Here is an 18409-nt window from a genome sequence, read left to right as displayed (position 1 = left end):
GTCACCGGCAGCTCAGCGCAGGATGCGCGCCACGAACGGCGTCGAGTCCTTCATCGACGCCAGCACCGCGCTGGAGTGGTCGTCCTCGGGGTAGACGAACAGCGTGACAGGCTGGTTGTTGGCCTTCATCTGTGCGTACAGCGAGAGCGCGGACGGCGCCGGGACGTCGACGTCCCGCAGACCCTGGCCGAGGAAGATCGGGCGGTCGTAGCCCTTGTACGGCGTGGCCATGTACTCGTGCAGCGCCGGGCCCAGACCCGGGATCGACATCAGCGGGGCCTTGAACCAGGTGCGGACGTCGTCACCGGCGAGGGCCTTCTTCAGGATCGGGTAGCAGGTGGTGCGACCCTGCTGCAGACGCTGCAGGCCCTTCTGGTTCATCACCTTGGTGATATTCAGGTCGGGACGGGTGTCGTTGAACCCGGCCAGGATGTAGGCGGTGTAGGCGTTCAGGCTGCCGGGCAGGGTGAACGGCGGGATCGCCGGGCCCAGGTTCTGGTACAGGTACTCCAGATTCGCCGGGATGCCGGTCGCGACCACACCGCGGTAGTCCAGGCCCGAGCCGCGGCTGAACTCGGTGGCGTACCGGGCGCCGTTGAGCGCCGCGGCCGCACCCTGCGACTGGCCGATGATCGCCCAGCGCTTGGCCAGCGGAAGATCCATCTGTTGCGACGCGACGACGATGTCGACGATGGCGTGCGCGGCGGTCTTGCCGTTGAGGTAGGCCATCAGGCCGGGGGTGCCGAGACCGACGTAGTCGGCGGCGACGACGGCATAACCCTGGTCGAGCCAGTGGCCGAGGTACACCTGGTCGCGCTCGCTGCGCGGGAAGGCCGACGGCGTGCAGTCGTCGTTCATGCCGACGGTGCCGTGCGCCCACGAGATCACCGGCCAGCCGCCGGCCGGCGCCTTGCCCTTGGGCAGGAACACCGCGCCGGTGCTGGTCGCCATCTTGCCGTGCTGGTTCAGCGACGAGTACTGGATGCGGTAGGCCTCCCCGGCCGCCGGCAGCCACAGGGGCTTGGCGAGCGGGACCTGCGCGATGAGGGTGCCCGCCTTGGCCGGGATGGGGCCGGAGTAGTCGGTGACGTCCAGTCCGGACCAATTCGGAACGCCCACGGACACCTCGTCATCCGCACGCGCGGGCGCGGCGGTGCCGAGGGCGAGCACGACCATGCCGAGACCGAGGAGAACGGAGAGGAGGGTGCGCGTCGACCGCGACACGGGGGAACGGGACATGAGGGCAGACATGTCTTCAGACCCTAAAGGGCCGACGGCGGGCCGCAAACCCGCTGCGGGCACCGATTCGTGCCATACCTCCGATGTTTTCCGTGCCGCTGCCCGGCGATCGGGTCCGCCGGGCGCCGAGACGTCGTGACATCCGCCGATCTCCACGCGATCTCCTCGTGACGCCGCGGTGACCGGCGCGGACATATCCTTGATGCGTGGACATCCCAACGGTCGCGCTCAGCAACGGTCGATCGATCCCGCTGGTCGGGCTCGGAACCTACAACATGATGGGGCGTCCGTGCATCGGTGCCGTCGGCACCGCGCTCAAAACCGGGTATCGCCTGATCGACACCGCCCCGCGCTACTGCAACGAACTCAGCGTCGGCATGGGCGTGGTGAGTTCGGGGGTGCGCCGGGACGAGGTCATCATCCAGACCAAACTCAGTGGCGGTGACCAGGGTTTCGACGAGGCCATCAACGCGGCCAAGGAGAGCGCGCGGCGGCTCGGCGTAGGGTACATCGACGTCTATCTGATCCACTGGCCGTGCCCGAGTCTCGGACGCACGGTCGACTCGTGGAAGGCGCTGCTCACCCTCGCCGACGAGGGATACGTGCGTACCCCGGGCGTCTCGAACTTCAAGCAGCACCACCTGCAGATGCTCTACGACGAGACCGGTCGGTGGCCGGTCCTCAACCAGATCCAATGCTCACCGGCTCTCCAGCGCACCGAGTTGCGGGAGTTCATGGCCGAGCGGGGAATCCACGCGCAGGCCTGGCATCCCACCGGCCGCAAACAGGGACTCCTCGCCGATCCGGTCATCCTGCGGATCGCCCGCAAGTACGGCAAGTCGCCGACCCAGATCGCCCTGCGCTGGGCGGTGCAGCACGGCATCAGCGTCGTGCCGAAGTCGTCGCACGCCGGCCGGCAGATGGAGAACGCCGATCTGTTCGACTTCACGCTCGACGACGCCGACCTGGCCGATCTCGCCACCCTCGACCACGGTGAGCGGGCCGCCAAGGACTCGGACGTGGAAGAGGAGTTCTGACCGCTGGCGTAGGGTGTCAGCGTGTCTCGACCCGACCCCGGCAGCCAGGATGATCTCGCAGGTGACGTGCCTCACCACCACGAGGACTTCAAGACCCGGCATGCGCCGGTGCCGATCGAGCTGCCCCTCGACGACGAGGAGGCGTCGACCGATGTCGACCTCAGGACCCAGCTGATCCGCTTCGTCGTCACCGGAGCGGGCTCGGCGGTGCTCGACTTCGGGCTGACGCTGTTCCTGCAGTACATCGTCGGCACGCCCGACTGGGTCGCCAAGGCCGGCGGTTTCATCCTCGGCACCACCGTCGCCTACCTGATCAACCGACGCTGGACGTTCCGCGCCGAACCGAGCGTCGCCCGCTTCATCGCGGTGGTCGTCCTCTACCTCGTCACGTTCGCGGTGAACGTCGGCCTGTACAGCTGGTTGTCCGGACTGTGGCCGGAGACCGCGCTCTATTCGGCGATCGCCTTCGTGATCGCGCAGGGCACCGCGACCGCCATCAACTTCGTGGTCCAGCGGGCGGTCATCTTCAGGATCCGCTAGGCCCGCACCGGCACCTCCGGCGGAATCGCCGCCAACAGCGTTCGCGTGTACTCGGTTTCGGGGTCGTGCAGGATCGCCGACGCCGGCCCGCTCTCCACGACCCTGCCGTGCTGCATCACCGCGACGGTGTCGCTGATCTGCTCGACGACCGCGAGGTCGTGCGCGATGAACAGGTAGGTCAGCTCCTTCTCGCGCTGGAGTTCGGCGAGCAGGTCGAGCACCCCGGCCTGGACCGAGACGTCGAGGGACGCGGTCGATTCGTCGAGGATGAGGATCTCCGGCTCCGATGCCAGCGCGCGTGCGATGCAGACGCGTTGCCGCTGACCGCCGGACATCTCGTGCGGATAGCGGTCGAGGAACGACGCGTCGAGGCTCACATCGGCGAGCAATCCCTCGGCGCGTCCGCGGATCTCGTCGCGGCCCCGGGCGAGGCGGTGTGTGCGCAGGGGTTCGGCGATCGACGCGGCGACCGTCATCCGTGGGTCCAACGAGGCCGCCGGGTCCTGGAAGACCATCGCGACGCGGCGCCGCAGCAGCGCCTCGTCGGAACCGCGGACGCCGATCGCCGCGACGTCACGTCCGTCGACACGCACCCGGACGTCACCGGTGACCGTGGTGCCCCGGCCCGAGGTGATCAGCCCGGTGATGACCCCGGCGACCGTCGACTTGCCGGAACCGGATTCGCCGACGATGCCGAGGGTCCGTCCGCGCGCGACCTCGAGGTCGACCCCGTCGGCGGCGTGCACGCCGCTGCGGCCGGTCGGTCCGCGCACCGTGTACTCGACGCCGAGACGCTCGACCCTGAGCGCGGTGTCGGTCTTCGCGGGTACCGGGGCGGCGCCGCGTCCTCCGCCGCGACGCTGTTCGACCTTGCTCAGCAGCGGCCGGGAGTCGAGGAGCTTGCGGGTGTGGTCGTCATGCGGATCGGCGAAGAGCTCTGCCACTGCGCGGCTCTCGACGATGCGACCGTCGCGCATCACCATGACCCGGTCGGCGATGCGGCCGATCACGCCGAGGTCGTGGCTGATCCACAACACCGCCATCCCGCGTTCGCGCTGGAGTTCGGCGACGAGATCGACGATCTGGGCCTGGGTGGTGACGTCGAGGGCGGTGGTCGCCTCGTCGGCGACGAGCAGGTCGGGGTCGCAGGCGAGGGCGATCGCGATCATGACCCGCTGCCGCTGACCACCGGACAGTTGATGCGGGTAGGCGCGCAGACGGCTCTCGGGGTCGGGGAGGTGCACGTCGCGGAGCAACCGCAGCGCACGATCGCGCGCCTGATCGCGGGACAGTCCGAGGTGCCGGCGCGGGCCCTCGGTGAGCTGCTGTTCGACGGTGAGCAGCGGGTTCAGGCTCGACGAAGGGTCCTGGAACACGAATCCCACGCGCGTGCCGTGCAGGGCGCGCAGCGTCGACGGGCGGGCACCGACGATCTCGGTGCCGGCGAGGACCGCCGATCCGGTCACGTAGGCGCTCGGGGCGTCGAACAGGCCGGTCGCCGACAGCACGCTCAGCGACTTGCCCGACCCACTCTCGCCGACGATGCCGAGGGTCTCGCCGCGGGAGACCTCGAAGTCGGTGCCGTGCACGATCTCGCGCGGTCCTACCCCGACGACGAGGTCGGCGACGCTCAGGACGGTGTCCTCGTCGACGACGCGTCCGCGGGCCGTCGGGCTGGTGGCGACCGTCGGCTTCCGTTCGTATCCGCGATTGCGCAGCAGGGTGCGCCGGCGGGGGTCGAGCACGTCGCGGACGCCGTCGCCGACGAGGTTGAACGCGAACACGGTCAGCAGGATCGCCAGGCCGGGGAACACGCCCATCCACCACGCGGTGGTGATGAATCCCTGTGCGTCGAACAGCATCCGGCCCCACGACGGGTCGGGCGGTTGCACGCCGAGGCCGAGGAACGACAGCGCCGCCTCGGACAGGATCGCGAAGGCCAGCGAGATCGAGGTCTGCACGATGACGGGACCCGAGATGTTCGGCAGCACATGCCGGAACAGGATGTGCGAGGTGCGGACTCCGGTGGTGCGCGCGGCCTGTACGTACTGGGTCTGCCGTACCCGCAACGTGTCCGCGCGGGCGACGCGCGCGAAGATCGGGATGTAGACGACCCCGATCGCGATCATCGCCGACGTGACGCCGGGACCGAGGATCGCGACGATGGCCAGCGCGAGCAGTAGCACCGGAAACGAGAACACCACGTCGACGATCCGCATGAGCGCGGTGTCGAGGACGCCACCCGCGAAACCCGCGACCATGCCGAGGATGACGCCGACCGCCAGCGAGATCGCCACCGCGATGACGGCCACGCGCAGACTCACCGACGCCGCGAGCACGACCCGCGAGAAGACGTCGCGGCCGAGGTCGTCGGTGCCGAACAGGTGCGACCAGCTCGGCGCCTGCAAAGCACCCGGGACGTCGATCTCGTTGGCGCCGTACGGCGCGATCAGCGGCCCGAATACCGCGCACACCACGACCACCGTGATGACCAGCAGCCCGACCACCGATGCGCGGTTGCGCAGAAAGAGCCGCCAGGCGGAGTCGGTGGAGGCCGCCGGTGTCCCGCCCGGGGTCGCCGCGCACACGGGTTCGGGGCTGCTCATGACAGGCGGATCCTCGGGTCGATGGCCGCGTAGAGGATGTCGACGACCAGGTTGACGAGCAGGAAGATCACCGCGATGAGCAGGATCGCGCCCTGCAGCACGGGATAGTCGCGCGCGGCCACCGTGTCGTAGACCAGCAGCCCGAGCCCGGGCCACGCGAACACGACCTCGACGACGATGACGCCGCCGAGCAGCCCGGCGAACTGGATGCCGGAGATGGTCAGGACCGGGACCAGCGCGTTGCGGCCGACGTGGTCGAGCATGATCCGTTTGCGGTTCAGCCCTTTCGATTCGGCGGTGGTCACGTACGGTGCGTTGACGACCTCGAGGACCGAGGAGCGCACGTAGCGCGTCATGATCGCGCCGGTAACCACGCCCACCGTGACGGCGGGCAGGATGAGGTGTTCGAGCCAGCCGACCGGGCTCTCGGCGAAGGACTCGAACCCGGCCGACGGCAGCCACCCGAGGGCCGTGGAGAACAGGCCGATCAGCAGGATGCCCATCCAGAAATCGGGAACGGAGATGCCGAATTGGCTGACCACGCGGATGACGTTGTCGGCCCAGCGTCCTTCCCGCAGCGCCGCGATGAATCCGAGCGGCACGGCGATGACGAGCGCGACCACGATCGCCGCCAGCGCGAGAGTGATGGTCGCGGGCAGTCGGTCGAACAGCATCGTCGTGACCGGTTCGCTGTTGCGGAAGCTCACGCCGAGGTCGCCGGTGAAGGCGTTGCCGACGTACGAGAACAACTGCGACGCAAGGGATTGGTCGAGGCCGGACGCGCTGCGCAGCGCCTCGTAGGACTCCGGCGTGTAGCGCGTGCCGAGGGCGATGCGCACCGGATCGCCGGGGACGATCTGGATCAGGAAGAACACCGCGACGATCACCCCGAGCAGCACGGCCGCCGTGTAGACGAGGCGGATCACGATGAACCGCACCAGGGGCGAGCGCAACGCGGTCATCAGGTGTTCCTCTCCAGTCGGACCGAACGGAACCGGACCGCCTTGTCGGAGCGGACGGTGTAGTCGCGCACCTCGCGCGAGTACGCCTGTGTCGCCGACGGGTTGTACAGGTACAGATAACTGACGTCGTCGGCGATCTGCCGGGCCGCATCCGCGTAGAGCTGTCTGCGGGCGGTGACGTCGAGTTCGGTGCGTCCGCGGTCGAGCAGGTCGTCGACCCTGCGGTTGGAGTACTTCTGCGCGTTCGACGTCCCCTTCGAATGATGTTGGGCGTAGTAGAAGTCGTCGGGATCGATGTTGCCCAGCCAGCCGAGCATCAGTGCGTCGAAGTCGCCGGCGGCCTGACGATCCAGCCAGGCGCCGAAGTCCAGTTGCTCGATCTCGACGGCGATCCCGATGCGCTCCAGGTTGGAGGCCACCACCTGCGCCGCGGTCACCGTCTCGGGATATTCGGTGGTGACCATCAGCCGCATCGGGATGGTGCGAATGCCCGCGTCGCGCAGGAGTTGTCGTGCCCGCTCGAGTGCGCCGTCGGGTGAGGGGCCCGCGGTGTAGCGGTCGTACCGGGCGTACCAGGGGCTGGTCGGCGGGATGGCCAGCTGGTTCGGGGTCGAGGTGCCGTACCCGACGACCTGCGCGATCGAGTCCCGGTCCACGGCATGGGCGATGGCCTGCCGGACACGAGGATCGTCGAACGGCTTCGCCTCGTAGTTCATGGTGAGGTACCAGTAGTCGTTGGACACCACGGTCCCGACCACGAGCTCATCGTCGCGGGAGAGGATCGACAACTGTTGCGCGGGAACGGCATCGGTCCAGTCGATCTCACCCGACCGCAACGCCGACGCCGCGGTGGTGCCCTGCGAGATGAAGCTGTAGCGGACCCCGTCGATGGCCGGTCGACCGCCCCAGTGGTCGGGGTTGGCGGTGAGGTCGATGTGGGCGCCGGGGGAGCGGGAGGTGAACGAGAACGGGCCGGTCCCCACGGGCCTTCTCGCGATCTCACCGGATTCGACGTTGCGGCGGTTGACGATCGCGAGTCCCTTGAAACCGCCGATGTTGGTGAGCAGATTGGGGGTGGGCTCGGCCACGATGAAGCGCACGCGCCGGTCGTCGAGAGCGGTGACGGACTCGACGGCCTGGAGTTTCCAGGCGTTGGAGAGCTCCTCGTCGATGATGCGGCGGAAGGAGTACTCGACGTCGGCTGCGGTGAGCGGATCGCCGTTGTGGAAGGTGACGCCGGGCCGGAGGGTGAAGGTCCAGTGCCGCGCATCGGGGCTGACCTCCCAGCTCTCGGCCAGGGCCGGTCGCATCTCGAGCTTCTCGTCGGGTTCGACCAGGGTGTCGAAGACGTTCTCGAGGACCTCGAAGGTGAAGTAGGAGCTGGACTTCTGTGGGTCGAGCTGGTCGGGTTCGCCGGCGATCGCCGCCCGCAACGTGTTGGGGGAGACCGACGACCCGCTGCACGCGGTGAGCGCGGACACGCCGAGCAGCGATGCGCCGGTGAGGCCTGCCGCGGCGAAGAACCCGCGCCTGCTCAGCGGCGGAGCGTGGGCTCGCTCGTCACGCCGACGAGGCCCTTCGCCCGGTGACGACCACGGCGCCGACCTACCGGGCGAATCGGTCATCGCTGTCCTCCCCACCGATGTCGGCGACGCACGTGGTGTGGCCCGCAGTCTGCCCGAGCCGGAAGGGCCGTGCAACCACGCTCCGGTCGGCGCTTACCCCCGACCGGTGGGGACGAAACCCGGTATTCCGCCGAGACGTCAGCCGTTCACCTTGGCGATCACGTTGTCCGCGTACCAGTTGAGATGGTCGATCTTCTTCTGCAGCGGTTCGGTGTCCTCACCCATGATGTAGGGCAACCGGAATCCGACGATCACGTCGGTGACCCCCCTGTCCTCCAAGCGTTTACACCCGTCGACGGTGTAGGCGTCCATGGATATCACGTGGATCTCGAACGGATCGTCGGTCTTGCCCTCCGCCTTGCGGATCTCGTTGATCCGATCGAGCAGGGTGTCGAGTTCCTCGGGTGTCCCGCCCCCGTGCATCCAACCGTCGCCGCGGATCACCGCGCGCTTCAGCGCGGCATCGGCGTGTCCGCCCACGAGCAGGGGGATCGGTTCGGTGGGCGCCGGTGTCATCTTGATCCGCGGGATGTCGTAGAACTCGCCGTGGAACTCGAAGTATTCGCCGGTCGTCAGCCCGCGGATGATGTCCATGCACTCGTCCATCCGCTTGCCGCGGCGCCGGAAGTCCACGCCCATGAACTCGTAGTCCTCCGGCCACGGGCTGGTTCCGACGCCGAGCGCGAGTCGGTTGTTCGTCAGGTAGGCGACCGAGCTGGCCTGCTTGGCGACCAGCACCGGCGGGCGCACGGGCAGCTTCAGCACGAACGGAGTGAACCGGATCGTCGAGGTGACCGCGCCGAGTGCCGCCGCCTGGATGAAGGTCTCGATGAACGCCTTGCCGTCGAGGAACTCGCGGTTCCCGTCGGGCGTGTACGGGTACTTGGAGTCCGATTCCTCGGGGTAGGCGATCGAATCGGGGATGGTGAATCCCGCGAACCCCGCCTTCTCCGCGGCCTGCGCCAGCGGCGCGTAGTACGACGGGTCGGTCATCGCCTCGGCGAAGGTGAACCGCATGGTGCTCCTCGGGACTGTGTCGGACTACAACACCGCCCACACTAGAACACGTTCTAGTTCATGCGGGAGGGGTTCGGTGTCTGTGCAGGTCTACGCGCCGCGATGAGGGCGTGGTAGGCCGACGAGCGGGTTGTCGCCACGTGCTCCCGGTCCGGGGCGCACGCGGATCTCGTCGACGGTCACCCGCTCGCGGCATGCCGAGCAGTGGGGTTCGACGGTCATCACGTTCCCGCAGGAGTGCGTGGCCTCGACGGGCGCGCCCTCCTCGGTCGTCCACTTGTCGCCCCACTGCCGGATCGCGGTGATCACCGTCCATAGGTCGCGGCCCTTCTCGGTGAGGAGGTAGTCGTAGCGGACGGGATGGTGTTGGTACGGCTCCTTGGTCATCACCCCGTGTGCGACGAGTGAGTCGAGTCGCTGCGTCAGGACGTTGCGTGCGATCCCCAGGCGCGCCGAGAAGTCGTCGAAGCGCGTCACGCCGAACAGGGCGTCTCTGATGATCAGCAACGTCCACCACTCTCCGACGATCTCGAGGCTCTGGGCTACCGAACAGTTCATGGCGGCGAAGGAAGCGCGGCGCATGACCCGACACTAGTGGGTTGCGTCAAACAACTCAACCGTGTTTGCATGAGTTGCATGAAACAACTCACTGCGCAGCGAGTGGCTGCAGACGGATTGACGGAAGCATTCGGCGTGGCCCGGGTCGGTGACGCGCGATGGGTGGCGACGATCGACGAGAGTTGGTTCGGCTGGTCCGGGCCGTTCGGCGGGGCGATCGTCGCGCTGGCCGTACGGGTGGCGGCAGAGGCGGTGCCGGCGACTTCGGTCCGGGCGGTCGACCTGCGGTTCGTCGGCAAACCCGCGGGTGGTGAGCTGTTGTTCGTGCCGTCGGTGCGCGAGGCCGGACGGCGCCCCCGCATCGTCGCCGTCGCGGTGAGCCAGGCCGGCCGCGACGTCGCGGCCGCGTCGGTCACCGTCGGGCACGTCTCCGACGCCGGGCCCGGCGACATCCTCGATCTCGGCGACCCGGTGCCCGGCCCGGACGGGCTGGCGCAGTACGGCATTCCGGCGGAGATCGTTCCCATTGGTGCCCACCTCGACCTCCGGCCGGTGGACGGCCCGCTGCCGCTGACCGGCGCCGGCGAGGCGTGGATGCGTGCCTGGATCTCCACGCGGGAACCGATGGCGCTCGATGCCGCCTACCTCGGCCTGCTCGCCGATTGCCTTCCGCCGGCGATGTTCCCGACACTGACCGCCCCGCTGGCCGTGCCCACGGTCACCTTCTCGATGAACATCACCGCGCCGCTCGACGACCCTGCTCCTGCGCCGGTTCTCGTGCACACCCGCAACATCTCGACCTCGGGAGGCTGGTCGGTGGACGACACCACGCTCCGGGACCGGTCGGGACGCCTGCTGGCCTCCGCCCGCCAGAGCCGCCGAGTGGTGGGGTGGTCGGCACGATGACGACGACCCGCACCGAAACCGGCTCGGCCGCAGCGTCGTCGGAGTTCGTGCGACCGGGACTCACGCTGCTCATCCTGTCCGGCGCGGCCTTCATGGCAAGCCTGGACGTGTTCATCGTCAACGTCGCCTTCGACGACATCGCCGCCGACTTCACCGGGGCCACGCTCTCCGAGATGTCGTGGATCCTGACCGCCTACGCGATCCTCTACGCGGCGCTGCTCGTACCGGCCGGTCGGATCGTCGACCGGTACGGCCGCAAGGGCGGCTTCCTGTTCGGGCTCGCGCTGTTCACCGTCGCGAGCGCGGCATGCGCGGCTGCGCAAGGGATCTGGTGGCTGGTCGCCTTCCGGTCGGTGCAGGCGATCGGCGCCGCGATCCTCACGCCCGCGAGCCTGGGTCTCGTGGTCTCGACACTGCCGCCGGACCGTCGGGCGCGGGGCGTGAAGATCTGGGCGGCCACCGGCGCGCTCGCCGCCGCGTTCGGTCCGGCCGTGGGCGGCGTGCTGGTTGAGACGTCGTGGCGCTGGGTGTTCCTGGTGAACATTCCGGTGGGTGTCGCGGCCTTGGTCGCGGGTGCGCTCGTCCTCGCTCGTGCGCGACACGAGGTCACCACGCCGTTCCCCGACGCGGTGGGCGCCGCACTGCTCGTCGTGGCCGTCGGTGCGTTGACCTTGGGTCTGGTGCAGGGCAGTGAGTGGGGATGGTCCGACGGTCGGATCATCGGCGCGTGGGTCGTTGCGCTGGTGGCGTTCGCGGCGTTCGTCGTGTGCTCCCGGCGCCACGCGGAGCCGGTCATCGCCCCGGCGTTGCTGCGGGTCCGGACATTCTGCTTCGCCAACGCCACGATGTTCCTGTTCTCGATCCCATTTGCCGGCGCACTGCTCGCGAACATCCTGTGGTTGCAACAGGTCTGGGGATTCTCGCCGATCGCCACCGGCCTCGCGGTGTCCACCGGTCCGCTCACGGTCCTGATCTTCGCCGCCGTCGCCGATCGCCTCTGCGCGCTGATCCCGGTCGGGATCGTCTCGGGATCGGGTGCGGGCTGTTCGGCGCGGGTACCGCCTTGATCGCGCTGTCGGTCGATGTCACACCGGATTTCGCGACCGATATGCTGCCCGGCTGGCTCATCGGGGGAGTCGGGGGCGGGTTCGCCATGCCGTCGATCCTGTCCATCGCGACCGCGGAGTTGCCCGCCCAGCAGTCCGCGACCGGTAGCGCCGTCGTCAACATGAGCCGTCAGATCGGGATGTCACTGGGGGTCGCGCTGCTGGTCGCGGTCGTCGGCACGGCCGTCCTCCACGACGACGTGCACGACGCCTTCGTCACGGCCTGGTGGGTGATGTCCGGCGTCGCGGTCCTCGGTGCGGTGAGTGCGCTGGGGATGACGCCGAAAACCCGTCTCGCCAGTGAGGTCGGGGGCGAGTGAGATCGGGGCGGGGCGGTTCGGTGTGCGGATCGAAGTGCCCTGTCTGCGAATTCCCTATGGCCGCCGGAACCTCTCCCTGCGGCCCAGCCCGCGCAGCCGGACCCACTCGGCGAATCCCTTCGGATCACGCTGCTGCACGAGGAAGAACCAGCCGAAACGGGCGTACTCCTGCGGCAGCAGTTTGCGCATCCCGGGCTGGCTCATCAGGTAGCCGCGGTTGCGGTAGGTGAAGTAGCGCTTGACCTCGTTGTCCGGGTACTGCGTGTGCATGCGGCCACCGAGGATCGGACGGAACTCCGCGGAGCCGTCCGGATGCAGGTAGCCGGTGCGCAGGCAGGTCCCGAACCTCACCCCGGAACGCACCAGGCGGCGGTGGATCTCGACCTCGTCACCGCGGAAGAACAGCCGGAGGTCGGGGACGCCGACCTGCTCCAGGCACTCCGCTGAGAACAGCGCACCGTTGAACAGTGACGCGATGCCCGGCAGCAGGTCATCTGACTGCGCCTCGCCGTCGGCAAAGAGCTCGGATCGCTTGCGGCGCCAGACAAGTCCGCGTCGCAGCGGAAATGCGAGAGTGTCCGGGTCGTCGAGGTTGGCGACGACCGGCGACACCTCGTCGAGGTCGTGCCGCTTGGCGCAGTCGAGCAGCGTGGAGAGCACCGTCGGTCCGTCGGGGCGGCCGTCGTCGTCGGCGCACCACACCCAATCGGCGCCGAGCGCCAGCGCGTGGAGCATGCCCAGCGCGAAGCCGCCCGCACCACCCAGGTTGCGCTGCGATCCGATGTATGTGGTCGGAACAGGCTGCGCGGCAACCAGTTCGGCGACCTCCGGCTCGTCGGCGTTGTCGACGACGACGAGGTGATCGACGGGACGGTCCTGCCCGGACACCACCTTCAGCGATTCGGCGAGCAATTCGACGCGCCGGTGGGTGACCACCACCGCGATCACCTTCACGGCCGGGGGCTTCGCCCCGCCGGGGTGCTCGGCGCCTCGACGATCCGGGCTCACTCGGGCGCCTTCTCGGAGTCCGCCCTGACCTCGGCCATGATCTTGCGGACGTGGGCGGCCGCGGCCGGGCCCTCGTAGGCCTCGACGACCTCGTCGATCTCGCCGTCCATGCGGACCTCGCCCTTGTCGATCCACAGCGCGCGGTCGCAGAGTTGGGCGAGGAACTCGTTGGAGTGGCTGGCGAAGACCAGGATGCCGGAGCGCTCGACGAGCGCCTGCAGGCGACCGCGGGCCTTCTTCATGAACTCCGCGTCGACCGCGCCGATGCCCTCGTCGAGGATCAGGATCTCCGGGTCGATCGAAGTCACGACGCCGAGCGCGATACGCACCCGCATGCCGGTGGAGTAGGTCCGCAGCGGCATCTGCAGGTAGTCGCCGAGCTCGGTGAACTCCGCGATGTCATCGATCTTCTTGAGCATCTCCCTGCGGGTCATGCCCAGGAACATGCCGCGGATGATGATGTTCTCGTAGCCGGAGATCTCCGGGTCCATGCCGACGCCGAGGTCGAAGACCGGCGCCACCCGGCCCTGCACCCGGCAGGCGCCGCGGGTGGGTTCGTAGATGCCCGACAGCAGGCGCAGCAGCGTCGACTTGCCGGCGCCGTTGTGGCCGACGAGGCCGACGCGGTCGCCGTGCTTGAGATGGATGTTGATGTTCTTGAGCGCCTCGACGACCACGACGTTGGACGCGTTGGCGCCGATGACGCCACCGGCCGCGCCGATGACCGACTTCTTCAGCGACCGGGTCTTGGCGTCGAAGATCGGGAAGTCGACGCACGCGTCCCAGGTGTCGACGCGGACCCGCGTATCGGGGGCGATGTTCTTCTTGGCCATCAGTACAGTCCCTACACCCAGTACGCCACGCGGGCCCGGTAGTTGCGCATCACCAGCATGCCCAGAATCCAGCCGAACGCGGTGCATCCGAGGACGACGGCCCAGTGGTAGAACTCCACCGGCTGGCCCAGCAGCGGGCCGCGGGCGATCTCCAGGTAGTGGAACATCGGGTTGAGCTCGACGAGCTTCAGCCGCGACGACGTCTCACCGGTGGCGTTGGACAGGCTGGTGGTGGTCCAGATGATCGGCGTCATGAAGAACACCAGGCGAACCGCGGTGGTCAGCAGCTGGCCGATGTCGCGGAACCGGGTCGACAGGATGCCGAACACGATCGTCACCCACACCGCGTTGAGCATGTACAGGAGCAGCGCCGGGACCACCAGGAACGCGCTGAAGTTGATCGGCGGCGGGAAGATCAGGAAGACGATCACGATGATCGCCACGTTGTGGGCGAAGATGATCAGCGCTCGCCACACGACCCGGTAGACGTGCACGCTCACCGGCGCGGGCAACTGCTTGATCAGGCCCTCGTTCTTGGAGAAGACCTCGGCACCGTCGAGGATCGACGACTCGATGAAGTTCCAGAAGATGAAGCCGAGCGTGACGTAGGGCAGGAACGTCTTGATGTCCATGCCGAACAGCTCGCCATAGAGGAGCCCCATCGCGGTCGCGGTGACGGCGGTGGCGATGGTGATCCAGAACGGACCCAACGCCGACCGCCGATACCGCTGCTTGATGTCCTGCCAACCCAGGTGGAACCAGAGTTCGCGGCTGGCGAGACCGTCGCGGAGATCCTTGACCGCACGCGCGAAGGTGCGTGACTCAGAACTCTCGGGACGCGCGGGAATCGCGTCGTCGTCTACTACCGCTGACACGAGGAGTCAGCGTACCCGCGTCGGGGGCCGTCCCACCTCAGAGGTACTGGCCGGTGCTGTGCCCGGGGTTGTGCTGCGCGGCCTGCATCCCGGCGGGCAGCGCGCCCTGGCGCATCTGCTCGAGCTGGGCACGCGCCGCCATCTGCTGTGCGAACAGCGCCGTCTGGATGCCGTGGAACAGGCCCTCCAGCCAGCCCACGAGCTGGGCCTGGGCGATGCGCAGCTCGGCGTCCGACGGGGTCTCCTCGTCGGTGAACGGGAGGGCGAGACGCTCGAGCTCCTCACGCAGCTCTGGGGCCAGTCCGTCCTCGAGCTCACGGATCGACGACTGGTGGATCTCCCGCAGCCGGTTCCGCGACGCCTCGTCGAGAGGAGCGGCGCGCACCTCTTCGAGGAGCTGCTTGATCATGGTGCCGATCCGCATCACCTTCGCCGGCTGCTCCACCATGTCCGCGACGCTGGTCGACTCGTCCGATGCCTTTTCTTCGTCGGACTTGCCCTGCTGCTCTCCGTGTGACCCGACGATGATCACGTTGTCACCGGGCCGCATGACGCCGGGGTTGGGACCGTGTCCTGGAGTGCCATCGATAGCCATGTCCTCCATTGTGCCCGTCTCGCTTCTCCGGCATGGCCCGGGCCGTGAGACGAGTACCGGCACAGGACCATTCGAGCGACCGCGTGCAGCCGTTCTCCGGCGGCCTCATCCTGTGGGGATACGGCGTCTATCCTCGTGCCATGGCATTCGACGTCGCCTACGTGCGTGGATTGATTCCATCGCTCGGCGACGGCTGGATCCACCTCGATCCACAGGCCGGGATGCAGGTCCCGGACTCCGTCGCCACGGCGGTGACCACGAGTTTCCGGCATCTCGCGACCGCGCCCGGCGGCGTGTACCCCTCGGCGCGCGCCGCGGCCGAGGTCACCGACAGCGCCCGGCGCGCGGTCGCCGACCTGGTCGGCGGTGACGCGGCCGGCGTCGTGCTGGGGCCGTCGCGCTACGCGCTGCTGTCCGGCCTGGCCGAGGCGCTCTCGCCGCACGCGTTCGTCCGCGGCGACGTGGTGGTGACCCGGCAGGACGACGAACCGAACATCGTGCCGTGGCTGCGTACCGCGGAACGCTATGCCGGTCGCATCCGCTGGGCCGAGGTCGACGTGGAGACCGGGGCGCTGCCGGCCTGGCAGTTCGGCGACCTCATCACCCCGGAGACGGAGGTCGTCGCGGTGACCTTGGCGTCGTCGACAACCGGGGCGGTCACCGACATCGGGGAGATCACGCCGCTGGTCCGGGAGGCCGGGGCGTTGCTCGTGGTCGACGCCACGAATGCCGCGCCGTATCTGAGCCTGGACATCCACGAGCTCGGCGCCGACGTCCTGGTGGTGTCCGCGGAGCGGTGGGGCGGTCCGCGCGTCGCGGCGATGGTGTTCCGGGAACCGCACGTCATCGAGCGGCTGAAGCTGATGTCGATGGACCCGACCGCCAAGGGGCCCGCGCGGCTCGAACCCGAACCGTTGCAGCCATCGCTCCTGGCCGGGCTGGTCGCGTCCGTCGAACACCTCGCCGGGCTCGACGAGGACTGCATCGGCAAACGGCGGCGTCGCCTGCTGACCTCGATGGACGGCGTCTACGAGTACCTGCAGCGTCTCGGCTTCTATCTCGTCACGACCTTGACGCAGCTCAACCACGTGAACGTCGTCGGCACCGAGGAGAACCGGGTCCCCCTGGTGAGTTTCACGGTCGACGACGTCAGCGCCGACAAGGTGGTCCGGCGCCTCGCCGACAACGGCGTCTGCGCGCTCGCCGACGTGCCCAACCGGGCCCTCGTGCGGATGGGTGCGCCCGACTTCGGGGGTGCCGTCACGGTGGGTCTGGCGCCGTACTCGACGCCGTACGAGGTCGACCATCTCGTCCGGACACTGGGTTCCCTGGCCTGACCTGCGGCGGCCCGCAAGCCAGGATTCACTGATCTGCGCACCCGATTAACGACAATGTATGTTGGCTCGCTGTGTCGGGAAAAAACGATCCAGCACAAGGTCCTCCACGCTCGCTGACCGCATCCGAGGCCGAGAGTTGGCTCAGCCTGGTGGACGGGGGATGGGCGCTGTTCGCCCGCGTCAACGACGAGTTCGTCAAGCGCGGGCTCTCGCTGTCCGACCTGCGCATCCTCGAGGCCATCGGACAGGCGCACGAGCAGTTGGTCAGCGAGGTCGCCGAGGTGATGCACATGCGGGTGAGCACGGTCTCGCGAATGATCGGCCGCCTGAGCGACGTCGGTGACGTGGAACGCCTGGAGTCCAAGGCCGACGGCAGGCACCGCCTCGTCCGGCTCACCGAGCAGGGCCGCGCCAGCCTCGCCGAGCATGTCGGTCTCCGCGATCGGGTCATCCGCCGGTTCGTCGTCGACGCGATGACACCCGAGGAGTTCACGGCCCTCGGGGTCGCGTTCGCCAAGATCAAGGCCACCGTCGACGAGGCCGACGCCGAGGAGGCCGCTGCGGCACAGTGAGTCCGGTCGTGGGCGGTGACGGCCGGCAGTGCGTCCTGCCGCGAGCGAAATGACGCGATCGACTCCGCGCCGACCTCACCGGGCGGACAATGGGCCCATGTCCGTGGCCGTCTGGATCGTCATCGCGGTGTTCGCCGTCGGGTTGATCGCCGCCGGGCTGGTGCGTATGCGGGATTGGCTGAAGAAGCCGGTCCCGCCCGAGGTGATCGAAGCGGCACGGCGCGAGCGCGAGCGAGACGCCGAAGACGAGGAGTGACCGGCCGGGTCAGCCCACCGTCAGCAACACCTTTCCGATCGCGTCTCCGCTGTCGAGGTGGTCGTGTGCGGCTGCCGCCTCGGCGAGCGGGAAGGTGCGGTCGACGACCGGCTTGACCTTGCCGGACTCGATCAGCGGCCAGGTCCGGCCGACCGTTGCGGCGACGATCTCGGCCTTGCCGCCGGGACCGTGCACGGGGCGGGAGCGCAGTGTCGTGCCCATCACCGATGCCCGCTTGGCGAGCAACAGCCCGATGGGCAGCTCCGCCTTGGTGCCGCCCTGCATGCCGATGATCACCAGGCGGCCGCCGGTGGCCAGGGCCTTGACGTTCGACGCCAGGTATTTGGCACCCATGATGTCGAGGATGACGTCGGCGCCGCCCTGGTCTCGCAGGACCGCGGCGAAGTCCTCGCTCATGTAGTCGATGAGGATCTCCGCGCCGAATTCGCGGCATCTCGCCAACTTCTCCCGGGTACGCGCCGTCACCGCGACCCGCGCGCCCATCGCGTGCGCGACCTGCGTGGCGTGGGTGCCGATGCCGCTCGACCCGCCGTGGATCAGCAGCAGCTCGCCGGTGGACAGCCCGGCGGTGTCGAAGACGTTCGAGGACACGGTGCATGCCACCTCAGGCAGCGCGGCCGCGGAGATGAGGTCGACGCCACGGGGCACCTGCATCACCTGCTCGGACGGCACCGCGACCTTCGTCGCGTAACCGCCGCCGGCGAGCAGCGCGCAGACCTCGTCGCCCACCCGCCAGCCGGACACGCCCTCGCCGAGCTCGGAGATCCGGCCGGACACCTCGAGGCCCATGATCTCCGACGCCCCGGGCGGTGGCGGATAGTTGCCCGCGCGCTGAAGTAGGTCGGCGCGATTCACGCCCGCCGCGACCACGTCGATGACCACCTCGCCGGCGGCCGGCGACGGGTCGGGAACATCCTGCAGGGACAGATTCTCGGCTTCGACGACGATGGCTTTCACGGTGTCGATGGTTCCACAGCGGCGTGTGGGCCCGGGGGC

17 protein-coding genes and 1 pseudogene are annotated in these 18409 nt (G+C 68.7%); 7 read left to right on the top strand and 11 right to left on the bottom strand.

From position 1 onward, the window contains the following. Positions 1-12: 12 nt before the first annotated feature. Positions 13-1239, bottom strand: coding sequence for an alpha/beta hydrolase family protein (locus ABFT43_RS14985; protein WP_347961140.1), 1227 nt, complete (start codon positions 1237-1239; stop codon positions 13-15). A gap of 206 nt (positions 1240-1445) precedes the next feature. Between ABFT43_RS14985 and ABFT43_RS14980 the strand changes: the two genes are divergently transcribed. Beyond that, complete coding sequence (locus ABFT43_RS14980) at positions 1446-2276, top strand: aldo/keto reductase (RefSeq protein ID WP_347961139.1); 831 nt, start codon at positions 1446-1448, stop codon at positions 2274-2276. 21 nt (positions 2277-2297) lie between these two features. Further along, on the top strand, positions 2298-2816 hold the full coding sequence (locus ABFT43_RS14975) for a GtrA family protein (protein ID WP_347961138.1): 519 nt from the start codon (positions 2298-2300) through the stop codon (positions 2814-2816). Here the strand turns inward: ABFT43_RS14975 and ABFT43_RS14970 are convergent. The 5 genes from ABFT43_RS14970 to ABFT43_RS14950 form a co-directional block, all read right to left on the bottom strand. Further along, positions 2813-5422 carry a dipeptide ABC transporter ATP-binding protein gene (locus tag ABFT43_RS14970; protein ID WP_347961137.1) on the bottom strand — a complete coding sequence of 870 codons (2610 nt, stop codon included), beginning with the start codon at positions 5420-5422 and terminating at the stop codon, positions 2813-2815. The two genes, ABFT43_RS14975 and ABFT43_RS14970, sit on opposite strands and share 4 nt — an antisense overlap. Further along, positions 5419-6384, bottom strand: coding sequence for an ABC transporter permease (locus ABFT43_RS14965; protein ID WP_347961136.1), 966 nt, complete (start codon positions 6382-6384; stop codon positions 5419-5421). Before ABFT43_RS14965 ends, ABFT43_RS14970 begins: the two co-directional genes overlap by 4 nt. After that, complete coding sequence (locus ABFT43_RS14960) at positions 6384-8009, bottom strand: ABC transporter substrate-binding protein (protein WP_347961135.1); 1626 nt, start codon at positions 8007-8009, stop codon at positions 6384-6386. Before ABFT43_RS14960 ends, ABFT43_RS14965 begins: the two co-directional genes overlap by 1 nt. Positions 8010-8147: 138 nt before the next feature. Beyond that, complete coding sequence (locus ABFT43_RS14955; RefSeq protein ID WP_347961134.1) at positions 8148-9026, bottom strand: TIGR03619 family F420-dependent LLM class oxidoreductase; 879 nt, start codon at positions 9024-9026, stop codon at positions 8148-8150. A 90-nt stretch (positions 9027-9116) separates the two neighbouring features. Beyond that, positions 9117-9608, bottom strand: a complete 492-nt coding sequence (locus ABFT43_RS14950; protein WP_347961133.1) for a winged helix-turn-helix transcriptional regulator — start codon at positions 9606-9608, stop codon at positions 9117-9119. A 54-nt stretch (positions 9609-9662) separates the two neighbouring features. Between ABFT43_RS14950 and ABFT43_RS14945 the strand changes: the two genes are divergently transcribed. Both ABFT43_RS14945 and ABFT43_RS14940 read left to right on the top strand, forming a co-directional pair. Further along, entirely contained in the window at positions 9663-10490 is an 828-nt protein-coding gene (locus ABFT43_RS14945) for an acyl-CoA thioesterase (RefSeq protein WP_347961132.1), read from the top strand. Next, positions 10487-11916 (top strand): annotated as a pseudogene (locus ABFT43_RS14940) (DHA2 family efflux MFS transporter permease subunit). The gene ABFT43_RS14945 and the pseudogene ABFT43_RS14940 overlap by 4 nt, the downstream one beginning before the upstream one ends. Positions 11917-11970: 54 nt before the next feature. Here the strand turns inward: ABFT43_RS14940 and glfT1 are convergent. From glfT1 to ABFT43_RS14920, 4 genes are read right to left on the bottom strand one after another with little or no spacing between them, the layout of a single operon-like run. Then, positions 11971-12924 carry a galactofuranosyltransferase GlfT1 gene (gene glfT1, locus ABFT43_RS14935; RefSeq protein ID WP_347961131.1) on the bottom strand — a complete coding sequence of 318 codons (954 nt, stop codon included), beginning with the start codon at positions 12922-12924 and terminating at the stop codon, positions 11971-11973. Beyond that, positions 12921-13757, bottom strand: a complete 837-nt coding sequence (gene wzt, locus ABFT43_RS14930; RefSeq protein WP_347961130.1) for a galactan export ABC transporter ATP-binding subunit Wzt/RfbE — start codon at positions 13755-13757, stop codon at positions 12921-12923. Before wzt ends, glfT1 begins: the two co-directional genes overlap by 4 nt. Positions 13758-13768: 11 nt before the next feature. Beyond that, a complete protein-coding gene (wzm, locus tag ABFT43_RS14925; RefSeq protein WP_347961129.1) occupies positions 13769-14632 on the bottom strand; it encodes a galactan export ABC transporter permease subunit Wzm/RfbD in 864 nt (287 codons plus the stop codon). Positions 14633-14669: 37 nt separating this feature from the next. Beyond that, positions 14670-15227, bottom strand: coding sequence for a bacterial proteasome activator family protein (locus ABFT43_RS14920; RefSeq protein ID WP_347961128.1), 558 nt, complete (start codon positions 15225-15227; stop codon positions 14670-14672). Positions 15228-15367: 140 nt separating this feature from the next. Here ABFT43_RS14920 and ABFT43_RS14915 point away from each other — a divergent pair, with 140 nt between their 5' ends. The 3 genes from ABFT43_RS14915 (at position 15368) to ABFT43_RS14905 (ending at position 17392) form a co-directional block, all read left to right on the top strand. Continuing rightward, positions 15368-16564, top strand: a complete 1197-nt coding sequence (locus ABFT43_RS14915) for a cysteine desulfurase-like protein (RefSeq protein ID WP_347961127.1) — start codon at positions 15368-15370, stop codon at positions 16562-16564. A gap of 71 nt (positions 16565-16635) precedes the next feature. Next, positions 16636-17136 carry a MarR family winged helix-turn-helix transcriptional regulator gene (locus ABFT43_RS14910; RefSeq protein WP_347961126.1) on the top strand — a complete coding sequence of 167 codons (501 nt, stop codon included), beginning with the start codon at positions 16636-16638 and terminating at the stop codon, positions 17134-17136. Between the two features lie 97 nt (positions 17137-17233). Then, positions 17234-17392, top strand: a complete 159-nt coding sequence (locus ABFT43_RS14905) for a hypothetical protein (RefSeq protein WP_347961125.1) — start codon at positions 17234-17236, stop codon at positions 17390-17392. Between the two features lie 9 nt (positions 17393-17401). Here the strand turns inward: ABFT43_RS14905 and ABFT43_RS14900 are convergent, their stop codons facing one another. Next, positions 17402-18370: an NAD(P)H-quinone oxidoreductase gene (locus ABFT43_RS14900; protein ID WP_347961124.1), complete on the bottom strand. Its 969-nt coding sequence runs from the start codon at positions 18368-18370 to the stop codon at positions 17402-17404. Positions 18371-18409 lie beyond the last annotated feature (39 nt).

Origin of the sequence: Gordonia aurantiaca (genome assembly GCF_039939235.1) — a bacterium.
Taxonomy (GTDB): domain Bacteria; phylum Actinomycetota; class Actinomycetes; order Mycobacteriales; family Mycobacteriaceae; genus Gordonia.
The sequence above is the reverse complement of the archived record's forward strand: the minus strand, read 5'-3'. Positions and strand labels throughout refer to the sequence as shown.